This is a genomic window from Microbacterium phyllosphaerae (assembly GCF_050628115.1).
Classification (GTDB): domain Bacteria; phylum Actinomycetota; class Actinomycetes; order Actinomycetales; family Microbacteriaceae; genus Microbacterium; species Microbacterium phyllosphaerae_A.
The window spans coordinates 3,628,992-3,644,188 of record NZ_CP192502.1; the positions used below are offsets into that span (position 1 = coordinate 3,628,992).

Annotated in this window: 11 protein-coding genes; 7 read left to right on the top strand and 4 right to left on the bottom strand. The window is 69.5% G+C overall.

Annotation, left to right across the window (positions count from 1 at the left end):
• Positions 1-16: 16 nt before the first annotated feature.
• Positions 17-1,363 carry a phosphotransferase gene (locus ACQ4LY_RS17415; protein ID WP_431073558.1) on the top strand — a complete coding sequence of 449 codons (1,347 nt, stop codon included), beginning with the start codon at positions 17-19 and terminating at the stop codon, positions 1,361-1,363.
• Here ACQ4LY_RS17415 and ACQ4LY_RS17420 read toward each other — a convergent pair.
• Positions 1,309-4,755 carry a UvrD-helicase domain-containing protein gene (locus ACQ4LY_RS17420; protein ID WP_431073560.1) on the bottom strand — a complete coding sequence of 1,149 codons (3,447 nt, stop codon included), beginning with the start codon at positions 4,753-4,755 and terminating at the stop codon, positions 1,309-1,311. The two genes, ACQ4LY_RS17415 and ACQ4LY_RS17420, sit on opposite strands and share 55 nt — an antisense overlap.
• Positions 4,752-7,985, bottom strand: a complete 3,234-nt coding sequence (locus ACQ4LY_RS17425) for an ATP-dependent helicase (protein ID WP_431073562.1) — start codon at positions 7,983-7,985, stop codon at positions 4,752-4,754. Before ACQ4LY_RS17425 ends, ACQ4LY_RS17420 begins: the two co-directional genes overlap by 4 nt.
• 185 nt (positions 7,986-8,170) lie before the next feature.
• Between ACQ4LY_RS17425 and ACQ4LY_RS17430 the strand changes: the two genes are divergently transcribed.
• Genes ACQ4LY_RS17430 through ACQ4LY_RS17440 form a run of 3 tightly spaced genes read left to right on the top strand, consistent with a single transcriptional unit; the run spans position 8,171 to position 9,206 of the window.
• Positions 8,171-8,395, top strand: coding sequence for a DUF3107 domain-containing protein (locus ACQ4LY_RS17430; RefSeq protein ID WP_431073564.1), 225 nt, complete (start codon positions 8,171-8,173; stop codon positions 8,393-8,395).
• Positions 8,396-8,402: 7 nt separating this feature from the next.
• Complete coding sequence (locus ACQ4LY_RS17435) at positions 8,403-8,690, top strand: hypothetical protein (protein WP_431073566.1); 288 nt, start codon at positions 8,403-8,405, stop codon at positions 8,688-8,690.
• A gap of 6 nt (positions 8,691-8,696) precedes the next feature.
• On the top strand, positions 8,697-9,206 hold the full coding sequence (locus ACQ4LY_RS17440) for a hypothetical protein (protein ID WP_431073568.1): 510 nt from the start codon (positions 8,697-8,699) through the stop codon (positions 9,204-9,206).
• Here ACQ4LY_RS17440 and ACQ4LY_RS17445 read toward each other — a convergent pair.
• Entirely contained in the window at positions 9,203-9,916 is a 714-nt protein-coding gene (locus tag ACQ4LY_RS17445; RefSeq protein ID WP_431073570.1) for a ferritin-like fold-containing protein, read from the bottom strand. The two genes, ACQ4LY_RS17440 and ACQ4LY_RS17445, sit on opposite strands and share 4 nt — an antisense overlap.
• Before the next feature lie 168 nt (positions 9,917-10,084).
• Between ACQ4LY_RS17445 and ACQ4LY_RS17450 the strand changes: the two genes are divergently transcribed.
• A complete protein-coding gene (locus ACQ4LY_RS17450) occupies positions 10,085-11,608 on the top strand; it encodes a DEAD/DEAH box helicase (RefSeq protein ID WP_431073572.1) in 1,524 nt (507 codons plus the stop codon).
• 110 nt (positions 11,609-11,718) lie between these two features.
• Here the strand turns inward: ACQ4LY_RS17450 and ACQ4LY_RS17455 are convergent, their stop codons facing one another.
• Positions 11,719-12,594, bottom strand: a complete 876-nt coding sequence (locus tag ACQ4LY_RS17455; protein ID WP_431073574.1) for a PHP domain-containing protein — start codon at positions 12,592-12,594, stop codon at positions 11,719-11,721.
• Positions 12,595-12,702: 108 nt separating this feature from the next.
• Between ACQ4LY_RS17455 and ACQ4LY_RS17460 the strand changes: the two genes are divergently transcribed.
• Both ACQ4LY_RS17460 and ACQ4LY_RS17465 read left to right on the top strand, forming a co-directional pair.
• Entirely contained in the window at positions 12,703-13,731 is a 1,029-nt protein-coding gene (locus ACQ4LY_RS17460) for an endonuclease/exonuclease/phosphatase family protein (RefSeq protein WP_431073576.1), read from the top strand.
• A gap of 37 nt (positions 13,732-13,768) precedes the next feature.
• Positions 13,769-15,190, top strand: coding sequence for an aminopeptidase P family protein (locus ACQ4LY_RS17465; protein WP_431073578.1), 1,422 nt, complete (start codon positions 13,769-13,771; stop codon positions 15,188-15,190).
• Positions 15,191-15,197: the final 7 nt, after the last annotated feature.

The window sequence follows — 15,197 nt, forward strand, 5'->3', positions numbered from 1 at the left end:
CACCTACCCTGGGGGTATGGGACGCTCTCCATTCACTCTAGCCGCGGCGGTGACTGCCGCACTGCCCGGCGCGGAGGTCACCGGAGCCCGCATCCTCAGCGCCGACGGCGACGGACGGTTCGACTCCGCTGTGGCCTCGCTCGCCGACGGACGCGAACTCGCCATCCGAGTGGCCGACGACGACGAGACTGCACGTGAGCTCGCCGGCGAGGCGCTCGCGCTGCGCGCCCTCACCGCCGGAGCACGGGCGATGCTCCCCTTCCGAGCCCCCGAGTACATCGGCGAGACGCGGCTGGGCGACGCACGCGCACTGGTGACCGAACTGCTGCCCGGATTCCAGATCGAGGCGGCGATGGTGCCCGGCGGACGCGGTGCCGCAGAGTCGATGGGTGCGGCGATCGCCGCCGTGCATTCCCTCCCCACGTCGGTCGTCCGCGGTGCAGGACTGATCACGCGATCGGCGCAGGAGAGCCGCGACGAACTCGCCCGACTCGTGGATTCCGCCGCGTCGACCGGACGCGTGCCCGCGAGACTCACGGTGAGATGGCGTGAGGCCGTCGCCGACGACGACCTCTGGCGCTTCGAGTCCACCGTCGTACTGGGCGGCGTGCAGGCCACGTCCTTCATCTTCCGCGACGACCCCGAGCTCGGTCCCGAGGTCACCGGCCTCATCGGATGGCACTCTCTGGCCGTCGGAGACCCCGCGGTCGATCTCTCCTGGCTCTCGGCAGCCCCGGACGCATCCGCCGATGTGCATGCGTCCTACGCCCGAGCCGCGGACCGCGTTCCCGACCCCGCTCTCGAGGTGCGCGCACGACTGCTCGCGGAGCTCGAGTTCGCGCGCTGGCTGGTGCACGGCGATTCGCTGCGTCGACCCGACATCGTCGATGACGCCGCAGCTCTGCTCGAGGCACTCGCCGACGGACTGCACGGCGATGACCTGGAAGTCATCGCCGCGCGCAGCGAAGGAGTCGATTCGGCCCTGGACGCTCTCGACCGTGTGCCGGCGAGCACGCTCTCCGGCGTCGACACATCGATGCAGACCGACGCGTACAACCCCAACGAGCTGTGGCGCGACGAGGATGCCGACGGCGACAGCACGAGCGATCTCAGCGACGCCGCCTCGGATGCCGCGCATCGTCTGCAGGTGGGCGGGCTCGAGACGGAGGATCTCACGTCCGTGCGCTCGGCAGCCTCCGACGACCACTCGTCAGCCGACCGTGCGACGGATGGACGCCGCCACGAGAACCGGGATCGCGACCCGCAGCGCGGGGGCACGACCGACGGCGCCTCGCCGGAGGACGAGGCTCAGCGCGCAGCGCGGGCGGCGCTCCAGCGCTGGAAGAGCTCCGACTCGGAGTAGACCCGGTCGCCTCGGATGACGAGGTCGTCCGCGACGTAGTACAGCGCGACGTCGATCTCATCGAGCGGCACCCCGAAGCGGCGGTGATATGCGAGCCGGTAGAGCGCGAGCTGCAGCATCCGCTCTTCTCGCTCCTGCGCCGTGCGGGGAGCCTTGCCGGTCTTCCAGTCGACGATCTCGATGCGACCGCCTCGGTCTTCTCGCCGGTAGACCGCATCGAGCTTGCAGATGACGATATGACCGTCGCCCGAGCTCGTGCCGCCACCCAGGGCGAAGTCGATCTCGATCTCGACCGCGATCGGCTTCAGGCCACCCCATTCGCTGCGCTCGAAGATCTGCTGGAGACCGCCGAGATCTTCGGCGTCAGCCGGGGAGACCTCCGCACCGCTGCCCTCCGCTCCGAACGCGGGATCGTCCTCATCGATCTCCCAGAGGGCCTCATCGACGCGATGCCCGACACCCACGAGTTCGCTGCGCCGCTCCACCCATGCATGGAACAGCGTGCCCAGTCGGGTCTGGCGATACGGCCGCTCGGGCATCGGTCGCACTATCGATGACAGCGTGCCGCCGAAGTCGGCGACGTAGTCCTTGAAGCGCGAGGCGGGCACGCGCGTAGGAGGCGGTGCGTCCGTCCCCCGCAGCCTCGCCGCCCGTTCTGCGAGCAGCCGAGTCAGCTCGGGAGAGGGCACCGGGTCGCTCTCGGCCGCCGCACGAACGGATTCCGCTGCGCTCTCGACCACCGCTCGACGGGCACCGAGCGGATCGATGGGCCAGGAGAGGGTCGAGCCTGGGCCGTCGTAGGGGTTGATCTCAGGGTCCACTTCGTCGATCGTCCGCCCACCGGTCGCCTCGATCGCTTCGATCAGGTACGGACTCGGTGCCTTCGGCTGCTTCTGCCCCGCCCAGTGTGCGCCGGTCAGGAGCAGGTCGCTGCGCGCTCTGGTGACGGCGACGTAGGCGAGCCGCCGCTCCTCTTCCTGCTGGTATTCCCGGTAGGCATCCTTGAACACCGTGAGCGCGCCCGGCGCCGTCTTGCTGCGGCTCGTGAGCGAAGCGATCCCGGCCTTCAGCCGCTTGGCCGGGTCGAGCTCCTCATCGGACGGCGGGATCCAGCTGAACGTCGGCAGGGCCCCGCTGTCGCCGCGCAGAGCGAACGGCAGCACCCCGAAGCCGAACCAGCCCGCCGTGTCCGTCGGGCGCGAAGGAAGCTCGCCCTCGACCATTCGGACCACGGCGACAGCATCCCATTCGAGGCCCTTGGATCCGTGGATCGTCAGCAGCTGGACCACGCCCGGCTCGGGCGGCTCCGGTCGCGGGACCAACTCGTCGGTGCTCTCGGCCTTGTCGAGCCACGCCAGGAGGCTGGAGATGGTCCCGCGCTCGTCGGCCGCGAGGAACGCGCGCACCTCGTCGGTGAACGCCCGCAACTGAGTTGCCGCGATACGCGCGGGGCCCCTCGTCTCATTCGCCGCGAGCTCGATGTCGAGACGCAGCTCGAGCTCGATGAGCCTCAACACGTCGGGAAGCGGAAGAGACGAGGCCCGACGGAGGCGTTCGAGCATCTCCCCCGCCGCGCGTATCCGGGCGCGCCCCTCGGGAGTGATCCGCGCCAGAAGGCGGTAGTCGTCGCTGAGACCACGGAGCACGTCGACGGCGTCGACTATCGAGAGCGCCTCGTCGGCACCGCGTGATGAGCGGATGCGCTGCCGGAGCTCGTCGTCCAGGGGCAGCAGTCCGCTGTCGCGTCGGGACAGCTCGGCAGCGAGTTCTTGAAGGGCGGCCATATCGGCGATCCCGACAGCGAAACGGGGCCCGACGAGGAGTCTGATCAGCGCGGAGCCGGCGGTGGGATCGTGCAGCACCCGCAGCGTCGAGACGACGTCTACGACCTCGGGCGTCGCCAGGAGTCCGCCAAGGCCAAGGATCCTGTGCGGGATCCCTTGCGCGGCCAGCGCCGCGGCGAACGTCTGCATGTGTCGCTTCGACCGGAACAGCACGGCGCCGGTGTGCGGCTTCGCGCCGTCGTCATGCGCCGCGCGACGCGCTGCGAACCACTCGGCGACCTCACGCGCCTCGTCGTCGACCGTGAGCGGGAACCGGATCTCCACCGCACCGTCACCCGCGCCTGGGCGAGCCTCGAGCGGCGGCACGTCCAGTCCCGGTCGGCGGAGCGGCCCGAGAACTCGATTCGCGATGCCGAGGATGCTCCGGTCGTTGCGCCAGCTCGTCATCAGGCTGTAGTTCCCGACGGCCTCGTGCTCGGAGAAGGTCCGCGCGAAGGCGTGCAGGTTGTCCGCGCTGGCTCCACGCCATCCGTAGATCGACTGGTGCGGGTCTCCCACGGCCATCACTGCCGAGTCGCGGAAGAGCCGGGCGAGGAACTGGGTCTGGATCACCGAGGTGTCCTGATATTCGTCCAGGAGCACCACGCGATGCTGCTGTCGCAGTTCGTCGCGCACATCGGGCGATGATTCGACGATGTCGTACGCGCCGCTGACCTGATCGGCGAAGTCCAGCACGCCGCGGCGCTCCTTCTCGGCGATGTACTCGCGCACCAGGACCGAGAGCGCCGGTAGGGCTCGCAGGTTCGCCGTGACCGACGCGATCTCCGTATTGCTCCGATACGGGTCGAACGCCTCGGCCTGACGCAGCGCGATCCGATCCGCGCGGTCGAGGTCCGCTCGGTGATCGAGAGAATCTCCGGCCAGCCGCTGGACCGCGTCGACCACGCCGGCCACGGATCGGTCGATCTCCTCCAGCTCCGGCAGGTCGGCGCGGAGAACGATGTCCCGCGCCAGCATCCACGACGCGGCCTGGCTGAGCATGGCGACGTCGGAGTCACGACCGATCCGTGCCGCGTGCTCCCGCACGATGCCGTCCGCGAAAGCGTTGTAAGTGGAGACCTTGGGGCGGATCAGCACATCCTCGACCGCGGGTGCAGTCACGTCTCCCGCGGTTCCGTAGCGTTCTGCGAGCTCGTCGAGCACCTGCGATCTGACGACCTCCCGCTGACGGGCGTTCGCCGCTCTGGAGACACGATCCAGCGCGCCGCTCGCCACGATCTCGGGCAGGTGCGGCAGGAGGCCCCGTCTGCCGTACTCGTCGATGAGGGCGAGCCGGACGCCGATCCGCTCCGCGAGCTCACCTGCGGCCTTGCGGGTGAAGGTCAGCCCGAGGATCTCATCGCGCCGCACGTGTCCGTTCGCCACGAGCCATACGACGCGACCGGACATCGTCTCGGTCTTGCCGCTCCCCGCTCCTGCGACGACGAGCGCGGGTGCGGGCGGGGACTCGATCACTCGCTGCTGCGCCTCGGTGGGTGCGGGGAGTCCGAGCGCGGCGGCGACGTCGAGGGCGGAGATGCCGTTCCCCGCCCCTGTCCACGCGGTCATGCGCTCACCGCGGCGACGGTGTGGATCCGGCACGGCTGCACACGCCACTGCGTGTCTGCGCAGTGCGATTCGACGTGCGCCGTGAAGCTCGACGCCGACATGCCTCGAGCAGCCTCCGCGATGCGGCCGAGGAAGTGCACGCGGTCGTCTCCGGCGAGAGTGTGCTGGTGCGCGACGCGGAAGTCGCTGCCGGCCAGCGTCTTCGCCACCAGGACGAGGCGCGCTCCGGCGAGCGCAGCCGGGTCCGCACCTTCGATGAGTCCCTCCTGCACGGCCACCTGGTAGGCCGCGAGCTGGGCGTGGTCTGCCACCTTCTGCTCGCTCTCGGGCTCGTACTTGCCCGTCTTCAGATCGACCACCACGACGCGCTCTCCGTTCTGCGGGTCTGCCATGCGCGTCCACCTCTGCCCTCGGGCCTTCGCATGCTCGCCTCCGCCGGGCGCGTATGCCTCGACCCGGTCGATGAAGCCGTGGACGATCGCTTCGTGGGGGTGCGATTCCGTCTCTGCGCTCGCCGCACGCGCGGTGGGCTTCTCGCCGGTCTCCTCGGGGACGTCTACGGCGAATCGGAACTCGACCTCGCCGGCGATCACGCGCCCCCCTTCTGCCGCGACATCCGAGAGGTAGCTGTGCAGCCGATCGATGTAGAGATCGGCCCGGCGGCGCTCTTTTCGTCCGATCCATGCCGTCTCGAAGTCGAGCTCGGGCCAATGCTCGGCGAGGACGTCGCGCAGGCGCTCCAGCTCGCCGTCGGGCACCTGCTCCATCGCCTCATGGATGATCGTGCCGATACCTGCAGAGGGCGGCATCACCGTGTCGCCCCCGAGTGCGGAGACGGCCCAGTTCAGTTCGCACTCCTCGAAAGACTCCATCCGCGACGGCGACACCCGCGCGGCCTCGACGGTCAGGTCATGCAGGGGCGCATCGGTCGACGGCGGCATCACGCCGTACCACTCGGCAGGATTCGCGCCGGGCACGCGCTCTCTCGCGAGCACCGCCAGCTGGGAGGCCGCATGCTCTCGCGCGGGCGCCGAGGTCGACGATGTCAGCACGCGGCGGTGCCGCGCGACGAGGCCGCGCAGAGTGAGGGGATGCTCGGCCGACGCGTGCATCTCGGGAGGATCGGGCACCGGGAGGAAGGCGAAGAACGGGCTCGGCGTCATGTCGTCGTCGTCGACGGCGGTGATCAGCAGTCGCCGACGTGCTCGCGAGATCGCTCGCACGAAGAGGCGCAGCTCGTCGTGCAGCGCACCTCGGCGCCGATCGAGCACATCGGGAGGCTGCTCGGCGGCTCCGGTGCGGGCCGCGAGCAGCGCGTCGGCGAGCCTCCAGGTCTGCAGCATTCCTCCGCGGAGCCGGACGTTGGGCCAGACGCCGTCCTGCATCCCGGCGACCACCACTGCGTCGAACTCGGTGCCGAGAGCCGTCGCCGGAGTGAGCAGCGTCACCCGTCCCGGTCGATCGGGGCTCGCGAGCGAGTCCTCCGGCACCTCGCTGTCGAGGATGTCGCGGACGAACACCTCCGGCTTCTCGTTCGGGGTCCGCTCGACGAATCTCTTCGCGGCACCGAACAGGGATACCAGCGCGTCGAGCGCCCTCGCCGTCTCCGACCCGCTCGCCTGCAGCGACATCTCCCGCCAGGCGACCTGCAGCTTTCGGCCGTCGACGGCTCGGGACTGATCCCACACTCGCCAGAGGAGATCGTGGATCGTCTCACCCGCCGCGGCACCGTCGGCCACTTCGGCGACCGTCTGCGCGAAACGCGCGGCTCTGCGGGACTCCTGCGAGTCGATCAGGTCGAGGTGCGCGGGCGAGGTCAGCGCCTGGCGCATCAGCTCTCGCGCCGGGGTGGAGCCGCCGTGCTCGAGCTCGATGTGGCGAAGGCGCGCCCGAAGGCGGCGCAGTCCGATGGCATCCATCCCGCCGAACGGAGTGCGCAGCGACTCCTCCCAGTCCTGCGACGAGCGCTCGTCGGGTGCAGTGAGAGCCAACCGCACGATGCCGACGATGTCACGGACGACCGCCTCGCTGCCGAGCGGCCGCTGCACACCGGCGGCGCGCGTCGGGATCTCGCGAGCCGCCAGCTCCGTCTCGAGCTGGGTCACCTGGCGGGTGTCGTGCGCGATCACCGCCATGCGATCCCACGGAACATCGTGCGTCAGGTGCCATTCGCGCATCACGCCCGCTATGCGATCGAGCTCCTCATGAGGCGACGGCGCCACGAATGTGCTGACGAGGGATGTCGCTCCGCGCTCCTCCGGCTCGGCGAGGACCGGGGCGCGCCGATGGTCGACCCGACCGGACACGCCGATCGCCTGAGTGACCGTCCGCGTCAGTGCGGTGAGCGCTGCGGTCTGCCGATGCGGACCGTCGAGGACGTGCACCTCGCCGAGCTCGGTCGCGAGTCGGGAGAACAGTTCTGGGCTCGCCCCTCGGAAGGCCCCGGAGGAGATGTCGGGATCGCCGAAGGCGAGAACGGCGATACCGCGGGCCCGAAGGGACTCGACCACTGCGATGCCGCCCCTGGTGAGCTCCTGAGCATCGTCGATCAGCACGGCTCTGAGGTGGGCGAGCGGGCCGAGATCCGCAGCGTCCGCCGTGCGCAGGATCGCACTGGCCTCTGCGAGCAGGTCGGCGGCGTCCCGATGCGATGCGCGCGCCAGATCGAGAACCGCCCGGTACTCGACGAGGAAGTCGGCCGCCGCAGCCCACGCGGGATCGCCCGCCGCCCGGAGCTCGGTCGGCTGGGCGCCGAGCTCGACGCACTCCGCGAGGAAGGCCCGGAGCTCGGAGCGGAAGCCCTTGGAGGCACGGACCGACGGGCTGAGCGCGCCGGGCCAGGCGATGCGCTCGTCTTCGGCGTCGCCCGCGAGCAGCTCGGCGATGATGCGGTCCTGATCGGCACCGGTCAGCAGCGCCGGAGGTTCGGCTCCTGCACGGACCATCGCTCCGCGCACGACCTGGAAGGCGAACGACCCGAGCGACCGTGCGAGCGGGCCGGGGGTCGCCTGACCGATCCGCACACCGATACGGTCGCGCAGAGCCGTCGCGGCCTGCCTGCTGGGGGTGAGCACGAGGAGTTCTTCGGGACGGACTCCGCGGGAGTCGAGCAGATGAACGACGCGCTCGGTGAGGGTGCGGGTCTTGCCCGTTCCCGGTGCGCCGATGATGACCCCGGATGCCGTGACGTCAGCGCCGATCACGGCGTTCTGCGCAGCATCCTCTGTCATGCCCTCCACGCTACTGGCGCGCACGGACATCATCGGACGGGCGGTGCCGCACGTGCTGTGCGCTCACGGCGAAACCGGCCACTCGGCCGATCCGAGGGCCTCGCCGCCCGGTAGAGTTGGGCGCAGTCGTCGACCTCCGTGGTCGACTCGACCACAGCATCGTCGACTGGAAAACAGGAGTACGCGTGGAAATCCGCATCGGCATCATCAACACCGGCCGCGAGCTCAGCTTCGAGACCGCATCGAGCGCGGACGAGGTCCGCACCCAGGTCGCCTCGGCCCTCGAGCAGAACACCCCGCACCTGAGCTTCTCCGACGTCAAGGGCAACTCGTACCTGGTCCCGACCGCGAACCTCGCATACATCGAGCTGGGCACCGAGGAGTCCCGTCGCGTCGGCTTCTTCGCCTGACACCGCGATGTACATCCTTCTCGCACTCATCGGAGCGTGCGCTCTCGGCATCGCCGCCCACTTCATGATCGGTGGCCGAGAACTGCGCGGAGTCGCGCTGACGCCCGCGATCGCCACGGCTCTGGCCGCTGTCGTCTACACCGGGCTGCAGTGGCTGGGTGTCGGGGAGGACAGCATCTGGCTCTGGCTCGCCAGCGTTCTGGGCGCGGTCGTCGTGGCCGCTGCGCTGACCTTCGCGATCGTCGCACTCCGTCGCCGGTCGGACGCCACGGCCAAGGCCGCACTCGGCATCTGACCGCTCGTGGACGAGCGTCGCACTCTGCGGTGGATCCGCATCAGCATCGTCGTGCTCATGATCGGTCTCGTCGTGAGCGGCGTCACGGCCTTTCCATTGCGCCTCGAGCTCGGCTTCGCGTCGCACCTCCTGCACGACACTCCCGCCGCAGTCTGGTTCCCTGACGCGGTCGGCTGGGTCGACCGTGTGGCGGACGCTCTGACCGATGTGGACGCCCGATACCCGTTCATCGCCTACGGCACCGACTGGCTCGCCTTCGCGCACCTCGTCATCGCCGTCGTGTTCATCGGCCCGCTGGTCGATCCGGTGCGCAACATCTGGGTGATCCAGTTCGGGGTGATCGCCTGCATCGGGATCGTCCCGCTCGCCCTCATCGCCGGCAGCATCCGCGGCATTCCGCTCGGATGGCAGCTGATCGACATCTCGTTCGGCGTGATCGGAGCGATCCCGGCCGTGATCGCCTGGCGTCTGACGCGACGCCTCGAGCGGATGCGCGCTCAGGCGGTCGCGGTCTAGGAGGCCAGGCCCATCGCATCCATTCGCCGGGCGTGGGCTCCCATGAGCTCGGTGTAGACCAGCTCGACGCGGTCCTCGCTCATGGCGGCGAGCTCGGGCTGACGCAGAGCCGACCGGCAGACGAGGATCGTGTCGCCGACCAGACGACGAGCCCACATCGAGAGCAGCGAGCGCCACTCGCCGTCACCGTCGATCGTCTCCTGGATGATCGCGACGATCTCGTGCCGAGCATCGTCCTCGCTGAGGATCTCCGCCACCCGTTCGCCCGTCTCGCCGTAGCTCGACGCGAGCGCGAAGTAGAAGTCGTCGAGCATCCCCGCCGTGATGTAGACGGCCAGGAGGGTCTCGCGCGGGCGGGCGCCGATCGTCTTGCGGCGGAACGCGTCGAGGTTCTCCCGGAACGGCAGCATCAGCTGCGTGGGGTCGTCCCCGCGCTCGGCGATCAGATCGACGATCGCCCTGTGCTTCGTCAGCGCAGCGCCGGCGGCGCGGGACAACGACTCCTTCTCGGAGAGCTCCGGAGTCGCTCTGATCAGGCGGGTCAGCGTCTCGAAGTAGCCGAGCTGCAGATACGCCGCCTGCCCCAGGAACCGGGTGAGTTCAGGCGCGAGTTCTGCGAAGTCGACGCGCGTCGAGGCGCCCTGCTCCCCGCGACTGCGCAACGTCATCGTGCGCCGGGGCGTCCTACGCTTCCAGAACCAGTTCACCACGGGGTTCACAATACTCGGGCGACGCGGTACTTCCGGGCGCCACCACCCCCTCGGGTAGGCTGGTGCTGTCCCCGCCGTCGGAGCGGGGCCCGCGCCTGTGGCACATGAGACGGCGTGGATCCGTGAAACATGGCGATCCTCGCAGGTCGCCGGACAGGCATCTGAACATTGACAACCTTCGCTGATCTCGGAATCGATCAGGACATCGTCGACGCACTCGCCTCCAAGGGCATCGTCGACGCCTTCCCGATCCAGGAGCAGACCATCCCCCTCGGCCTTCCCGGCCAGGACATCATCGGCCAGGCCAAGACCGGAACCGGAAAGACCTTCGGCTTCGGCATCCCCGTCGTGCAGCGACTGGGCCTCAACCCGGAGCACGGCGTCAAGGCGCTGATCGTGGTTCCCACTCGCGAGCTCGCGGTGCAGGTGTACGAGGACATCGACCTGCTCACCAGCAACCGCTCGACCAGCGTCGTCGCGATCTACGGCGGCAAGGCCTATGAGGGCCAGATCGACCAGCTCAAGGCCGGAGCGCAGATCGTCGTCGGCACGCCCGGTCGCCTCATCGACCTCGCGGGCCAGCGCCTGCTCGACCTCTCGAACGCGACCGAGGTCGTGCTCGACGAGGCCGACAAGATGCTCGACCTCGGCTTCCTGGCCGACATCGAGAAGATCTTCCAGCGCGTGCCCGCCGTGCGGCACACGCAGCTCTTCTCGGCGACCATGCCCGGCCCGATCGTCGCGCTCGCTCGCCGCTTCATGTCGAACCCGATCCACATCCGGGCCAACGACCCCGACGAGGGTCTCACGCAGGCCAACATCAAGCACCTCGTCTACCGCGCCCACTCGCTCGACAAGGACGAGATCATCGCCCGCATCCTGCAGGCCGAGGGCCGCGGCAAGACCGTCATCTTCACCCGCACCAAGCGCGCGGCGCAGCGTCTCGTCGACGAGCTGGGTGACCGCGGCTTCAACGTCGGCGGCGTCCATGGCGACATGGGCCAGGACCAGCGTGAGCGCTCGATGGCCGCCTTCAAGGCGGGCAAGCGCGATGTTCTCGTCGCGACCGATGTCGCCGCACGAGGCATCGACGTCGACGACGTCACGCACGTGATCAACCACACCATTCCGGATGAGGACAAGACGTACCTGCACCGCGCGGGTCGTACCGGCCGCGCGGGCAAGACCGGCATCGCGGTGACCTTCGTCGACTGGGAGGACCTGCACAAGTGGGCGCTGATCAACCGCGCCCTCGAGTTCGGCCAGCCCGAGCCCGTCGAGACCTACTCGTCGAGCCCGCACCTGTTCGAGGACCTCGACATCCCGGCCGGCACCAAGGGCCGCCTCGTCTCGGCCCCGAAGACGCAGTCGGTGAAGACCGAGCGCGCGCCTCGTCCGGAGCGCGCAGCGGATGCCGCCGCCGAGGGAACGGAAGAGGGTGGCACCCGTCGTCGCCGCCGCCGCCGCGGAGGCTCGAACCCGGTGGGTTCGACGTTCGCAGAGGGCACGACCGACTCGGCGTCCGGCGACTCGCAGTCCGCTCCGTCGGGTGACCGCAGCGCCGAAGGCGCCGGCACCCACGACGGCGCGGGCAAGGAGCACCACGACGGCAAGCCCGCCCCGGCACGTCGTCGTCGCCGCCGCCGTGGCGGCTCGGGCGGCACGGGGGCAGCCCCGGTCGTAGGGGCCTGACAGGCCTCGACCCGATCGACCTCGGAGGGGGCGGATGCCGCATCAGCGGCGTCCGCCCCCTCCGCCGTCCTGTCGTGCGCCCTGATGCCGCGAGTACTGCGCCGCTGCGATCAGGCGTAGCGCGGCGCAGTACCCGTCGCCCGTTCGATGAGCCGCGCCACCATCTCGTCCGAGGTCGTGTGCTCCCCCGGCAGGTTGGGTTTGCCGGTGCCGTGGTAATCGCTCGAGCCGGTCACGATCAGATCGTGCTTCTCGACGATCGCGCGCAACGTCTTCTTGCCGGATTCGGTGTTCTCACGGTGGTCGATCTCGAATCCACCGAGGCCGGCGGCAATCAGCTTCTCGATGAACGGCACGGGCATCATCCGATCGCGTCCGACCGTGACGGGGTGTGCGATGATCGCGACTCCCCCTGCTTCCGTGATGAGACTCACCGCAGTGAGCGGATCGGGAGCGTAGTGAGGCTCGTAGTAGCCCTCACGCGGGTGCAGGATGCCGTCGAAGGCCTCCGTGCGGTCTCTGACGATGCCGCGCGCGACCAGGGCGTCGGCGATGTGCGGGCGTCCGACGGTCGCGTCGAGAGTGGTCTGCGCGAGGACGTCTTCCCAGCTGAGGTCGTAGTCGCGTCCGATGCTGCGGACGATCCGCTCCGCGCGCCCGATCCGGTCGCCGCGGATCCGTTCGGTCTCTGCCCTGAGTGCTTCGTCGAGCGGGTCGAAGAGGTATCCGAGCACGTGGACGCTGCGCCACTCGTGCTTCGCCGACAGCTCCATACCGGGGATGAACGTCATTCCGAGCTCGGCAGTGGTCGCCGCCGCCTCATCCCACCCGGTCGTCCGATCGTGATCGGTCAACGCCATCGTGCGCACTCCGAACCGGTGCGCCTGCCGCACCACCTCGGCCGGCGACTCGGTGCCGTCGGACTGGTTGGAGTGCATATGCAGGTCGGCGGGACCGGCGAAGCGAGGGGAACGAGCAATGGCCATCCTCTGAGCGTACCGACGACGGCCGATGACGGCCGATGCCGGACCGCGCGGCCCGTCGCGGCCCGTCGCGGCAGGGACTTCACAGAGACGCCTTCTAGGCTGGATGGGATGTTTCGACTACTGGGGATCCTCGTCACCGTGCTGTTCGCGATCGCGACGGCTGTGGTGGTGTGGCCGCAGTTCTTCCATCTCGAGCAGACGTATCCGTTCGCGCAGGTCGTCGCTGCCCGTGGGGTCGTGCTCGCCGCGTTCCTCGTCGTCGCAGCTCTCGCCCTGCTGCTCCTCCTCGCCAGGCCGCTCCGCGGCTTCGCCGCATCCGTCCTGATCGTCGCCCTGCTCGGCGCCGGCGCGACCGGTGCCATCGGATTCCAGCGCGGATTCGGTGGAGACACCCTTCCTGCGGCGACGGATTCCAGCATCCGCGTCCTTACCTGGAACACGGCCGGCGACGAGGTCTCCGCCGAGGAGATCGCGAAGCAGATCCTCGATCGCGGCGCCGACATCGTCGCGCTGCCGGAGACGACCGAGGAGGTCGGCGAGCAGATCGCGGTGCTGCTGCGCGAGCAGGACCACCCGATGTGGGTGCACCACGTGCAGTTCAAGCCGGACGTCGTCGACGGTCCGAAATCCTGGCACACGACGGTCCTCGTCTCCCCCGATCTCGGCGAGTACTCGGTCATCGAGTCATCGCAGGACGGCACGAGCAACACGGGTTCCGTGCCGAGCGTCGTGCTGATGCCGGTCGGCGGGAACGCCGGTGGCCCCGCGATCGTGGCCGTGCACGCCGTCGCGCCCCGCATGGAGGACATGGCGCAGTGGCAGAGCGATCTGCGCTGGATCGCCGACCAGTGCCCCGAGGGGAACTTCATCCTCGCCGGCGACTTCAACGCGACGATCGACCACATGGCCGGCCTCGGTGTCGACGGCGGCGACATGGGGTACTGCCGAGATGCCGCGACGCGCACGGGGAACGGCTACAGCGGGACCTGGCCGAGTTCTCTTCCGGCTCTGCTCAGCACCCCGATCGACCACGTCATGGCTTCCCCGAGCTGGACGGCGACCGGCTCCGTCGTCATCGACGACGCCACCGGCAGCGATCACCGCGGCCTGGTGGTGCAGCTCGAGCCCGCCGGCTGACATCCCGCGTCCGTCGCGCAGGTGACAGACTGGAGGGATGAGCACCGCAGAGCGCGACACGATCGCAGAGCCCACCACAGAGACCCCCGTCGAGGCGACGACGACGAACCGCAAGCAGCCCTTCCCCCGCGGCTTCCTCGACACGATCTCGACCGGTTGGGCGGACCGCCCGGAGTCGATCCCCGCACCTCGCGCACAGGCCTCGTACGCGGCGACCCGCCGGGCAGCCGTCTCTGCCGCGTTCCCCGGCAAGCGCCTCGTCATCCCCGCAGGTTCCCTGAAGCAGCGCAGCAACGACACCGACTACCCGTACCGTGCGCACTCGGCGTTCGCGCACCTCACCGGATGGGCCTCCGACGCCGAGCCGGATTCGATCCTCGTCTTCGACCCCACCGACGCCGGTCACGACGTCACCCTCTACTTCCGTGAGCGGGCAGACCGCACGACGACCGAGTTCTATGCGGACGCCACGGTCGGCGAGTTCTGGATCGGTCCGCGCCCCTCGCTCGCCGGAGTCGCGGCGGACCTCGCGGTCGAGACCCAGCATCTCGACCGTTTCGCACCGATCGAGGGCGAGCTGCTTCTCGACGAGGACGACGACCTCACCCGCTTCGTCTCCGAGCTGCGTCTGGTCAAGGACGAGTTCGAGATCGCCGAGATGCGCCGTGCGGTCGACATCACCGCTCAGGGCTTCGAGGACGTGATCCGCTCGCTCCCCGACGCGATCGCGCACGCACGCGGCGAGCGCGTCGTCGAGGGTGTGTTCCACCGCCGCGCCCGCGAGGACGGCAACGGTGAGGGCTACGACACGATCGCCGCCTCCGGACCTCACGCGTGCTACCTGCACTGGACGCGCAACGACGGCACCGTCGTCCCCGGGGACCTGATCCTCGTCGATGCGGGCGTCGAGGCCGACAGCCTGTACACCGCCGACATCACCCGCACTCTGCCGGTCTCCGGTACGTTCACCGAGGTCCAGCGCCGGGTCTACGAGACCGTGCGAGAGGCTGCGGACGCCGCCTTCGCCGCAGCACGGGTCGGGGTGCGTTTCCGCGAGGTGCACGAGGCTGCCATGCGGGTGATCGCCGCGCGGGTCGCCGAATGGGGCCTGCTGCCCGTGACCGCCCAGGAAGCCCTCGACGGTGATGCAGGAGGACACCACCGCCGCTACATGGTGCACGGCACGTCGCACCACCTCGGCATCGACGTCCACGACTGCGCTCAGGCTCGTCGTGAGATGTACTACGACGGCATCCTGGCCCCGGGCATGGTGTTCACGATCGAGCCGGGCCTGTACTTCCAGATCGACGACGTCACCGTGCCCGCGGAGTACCGCGGCATCGGAGTGCGCATCGAGGACGACATCCTGATGACGGAGGAAGGCCCGGTCAATCTGTCGGCCGACATCCCCCGGACGGCCGACGAGGTCGAGGCGTGGATCGCTCGCGTCCAGGGCTGACGTCACC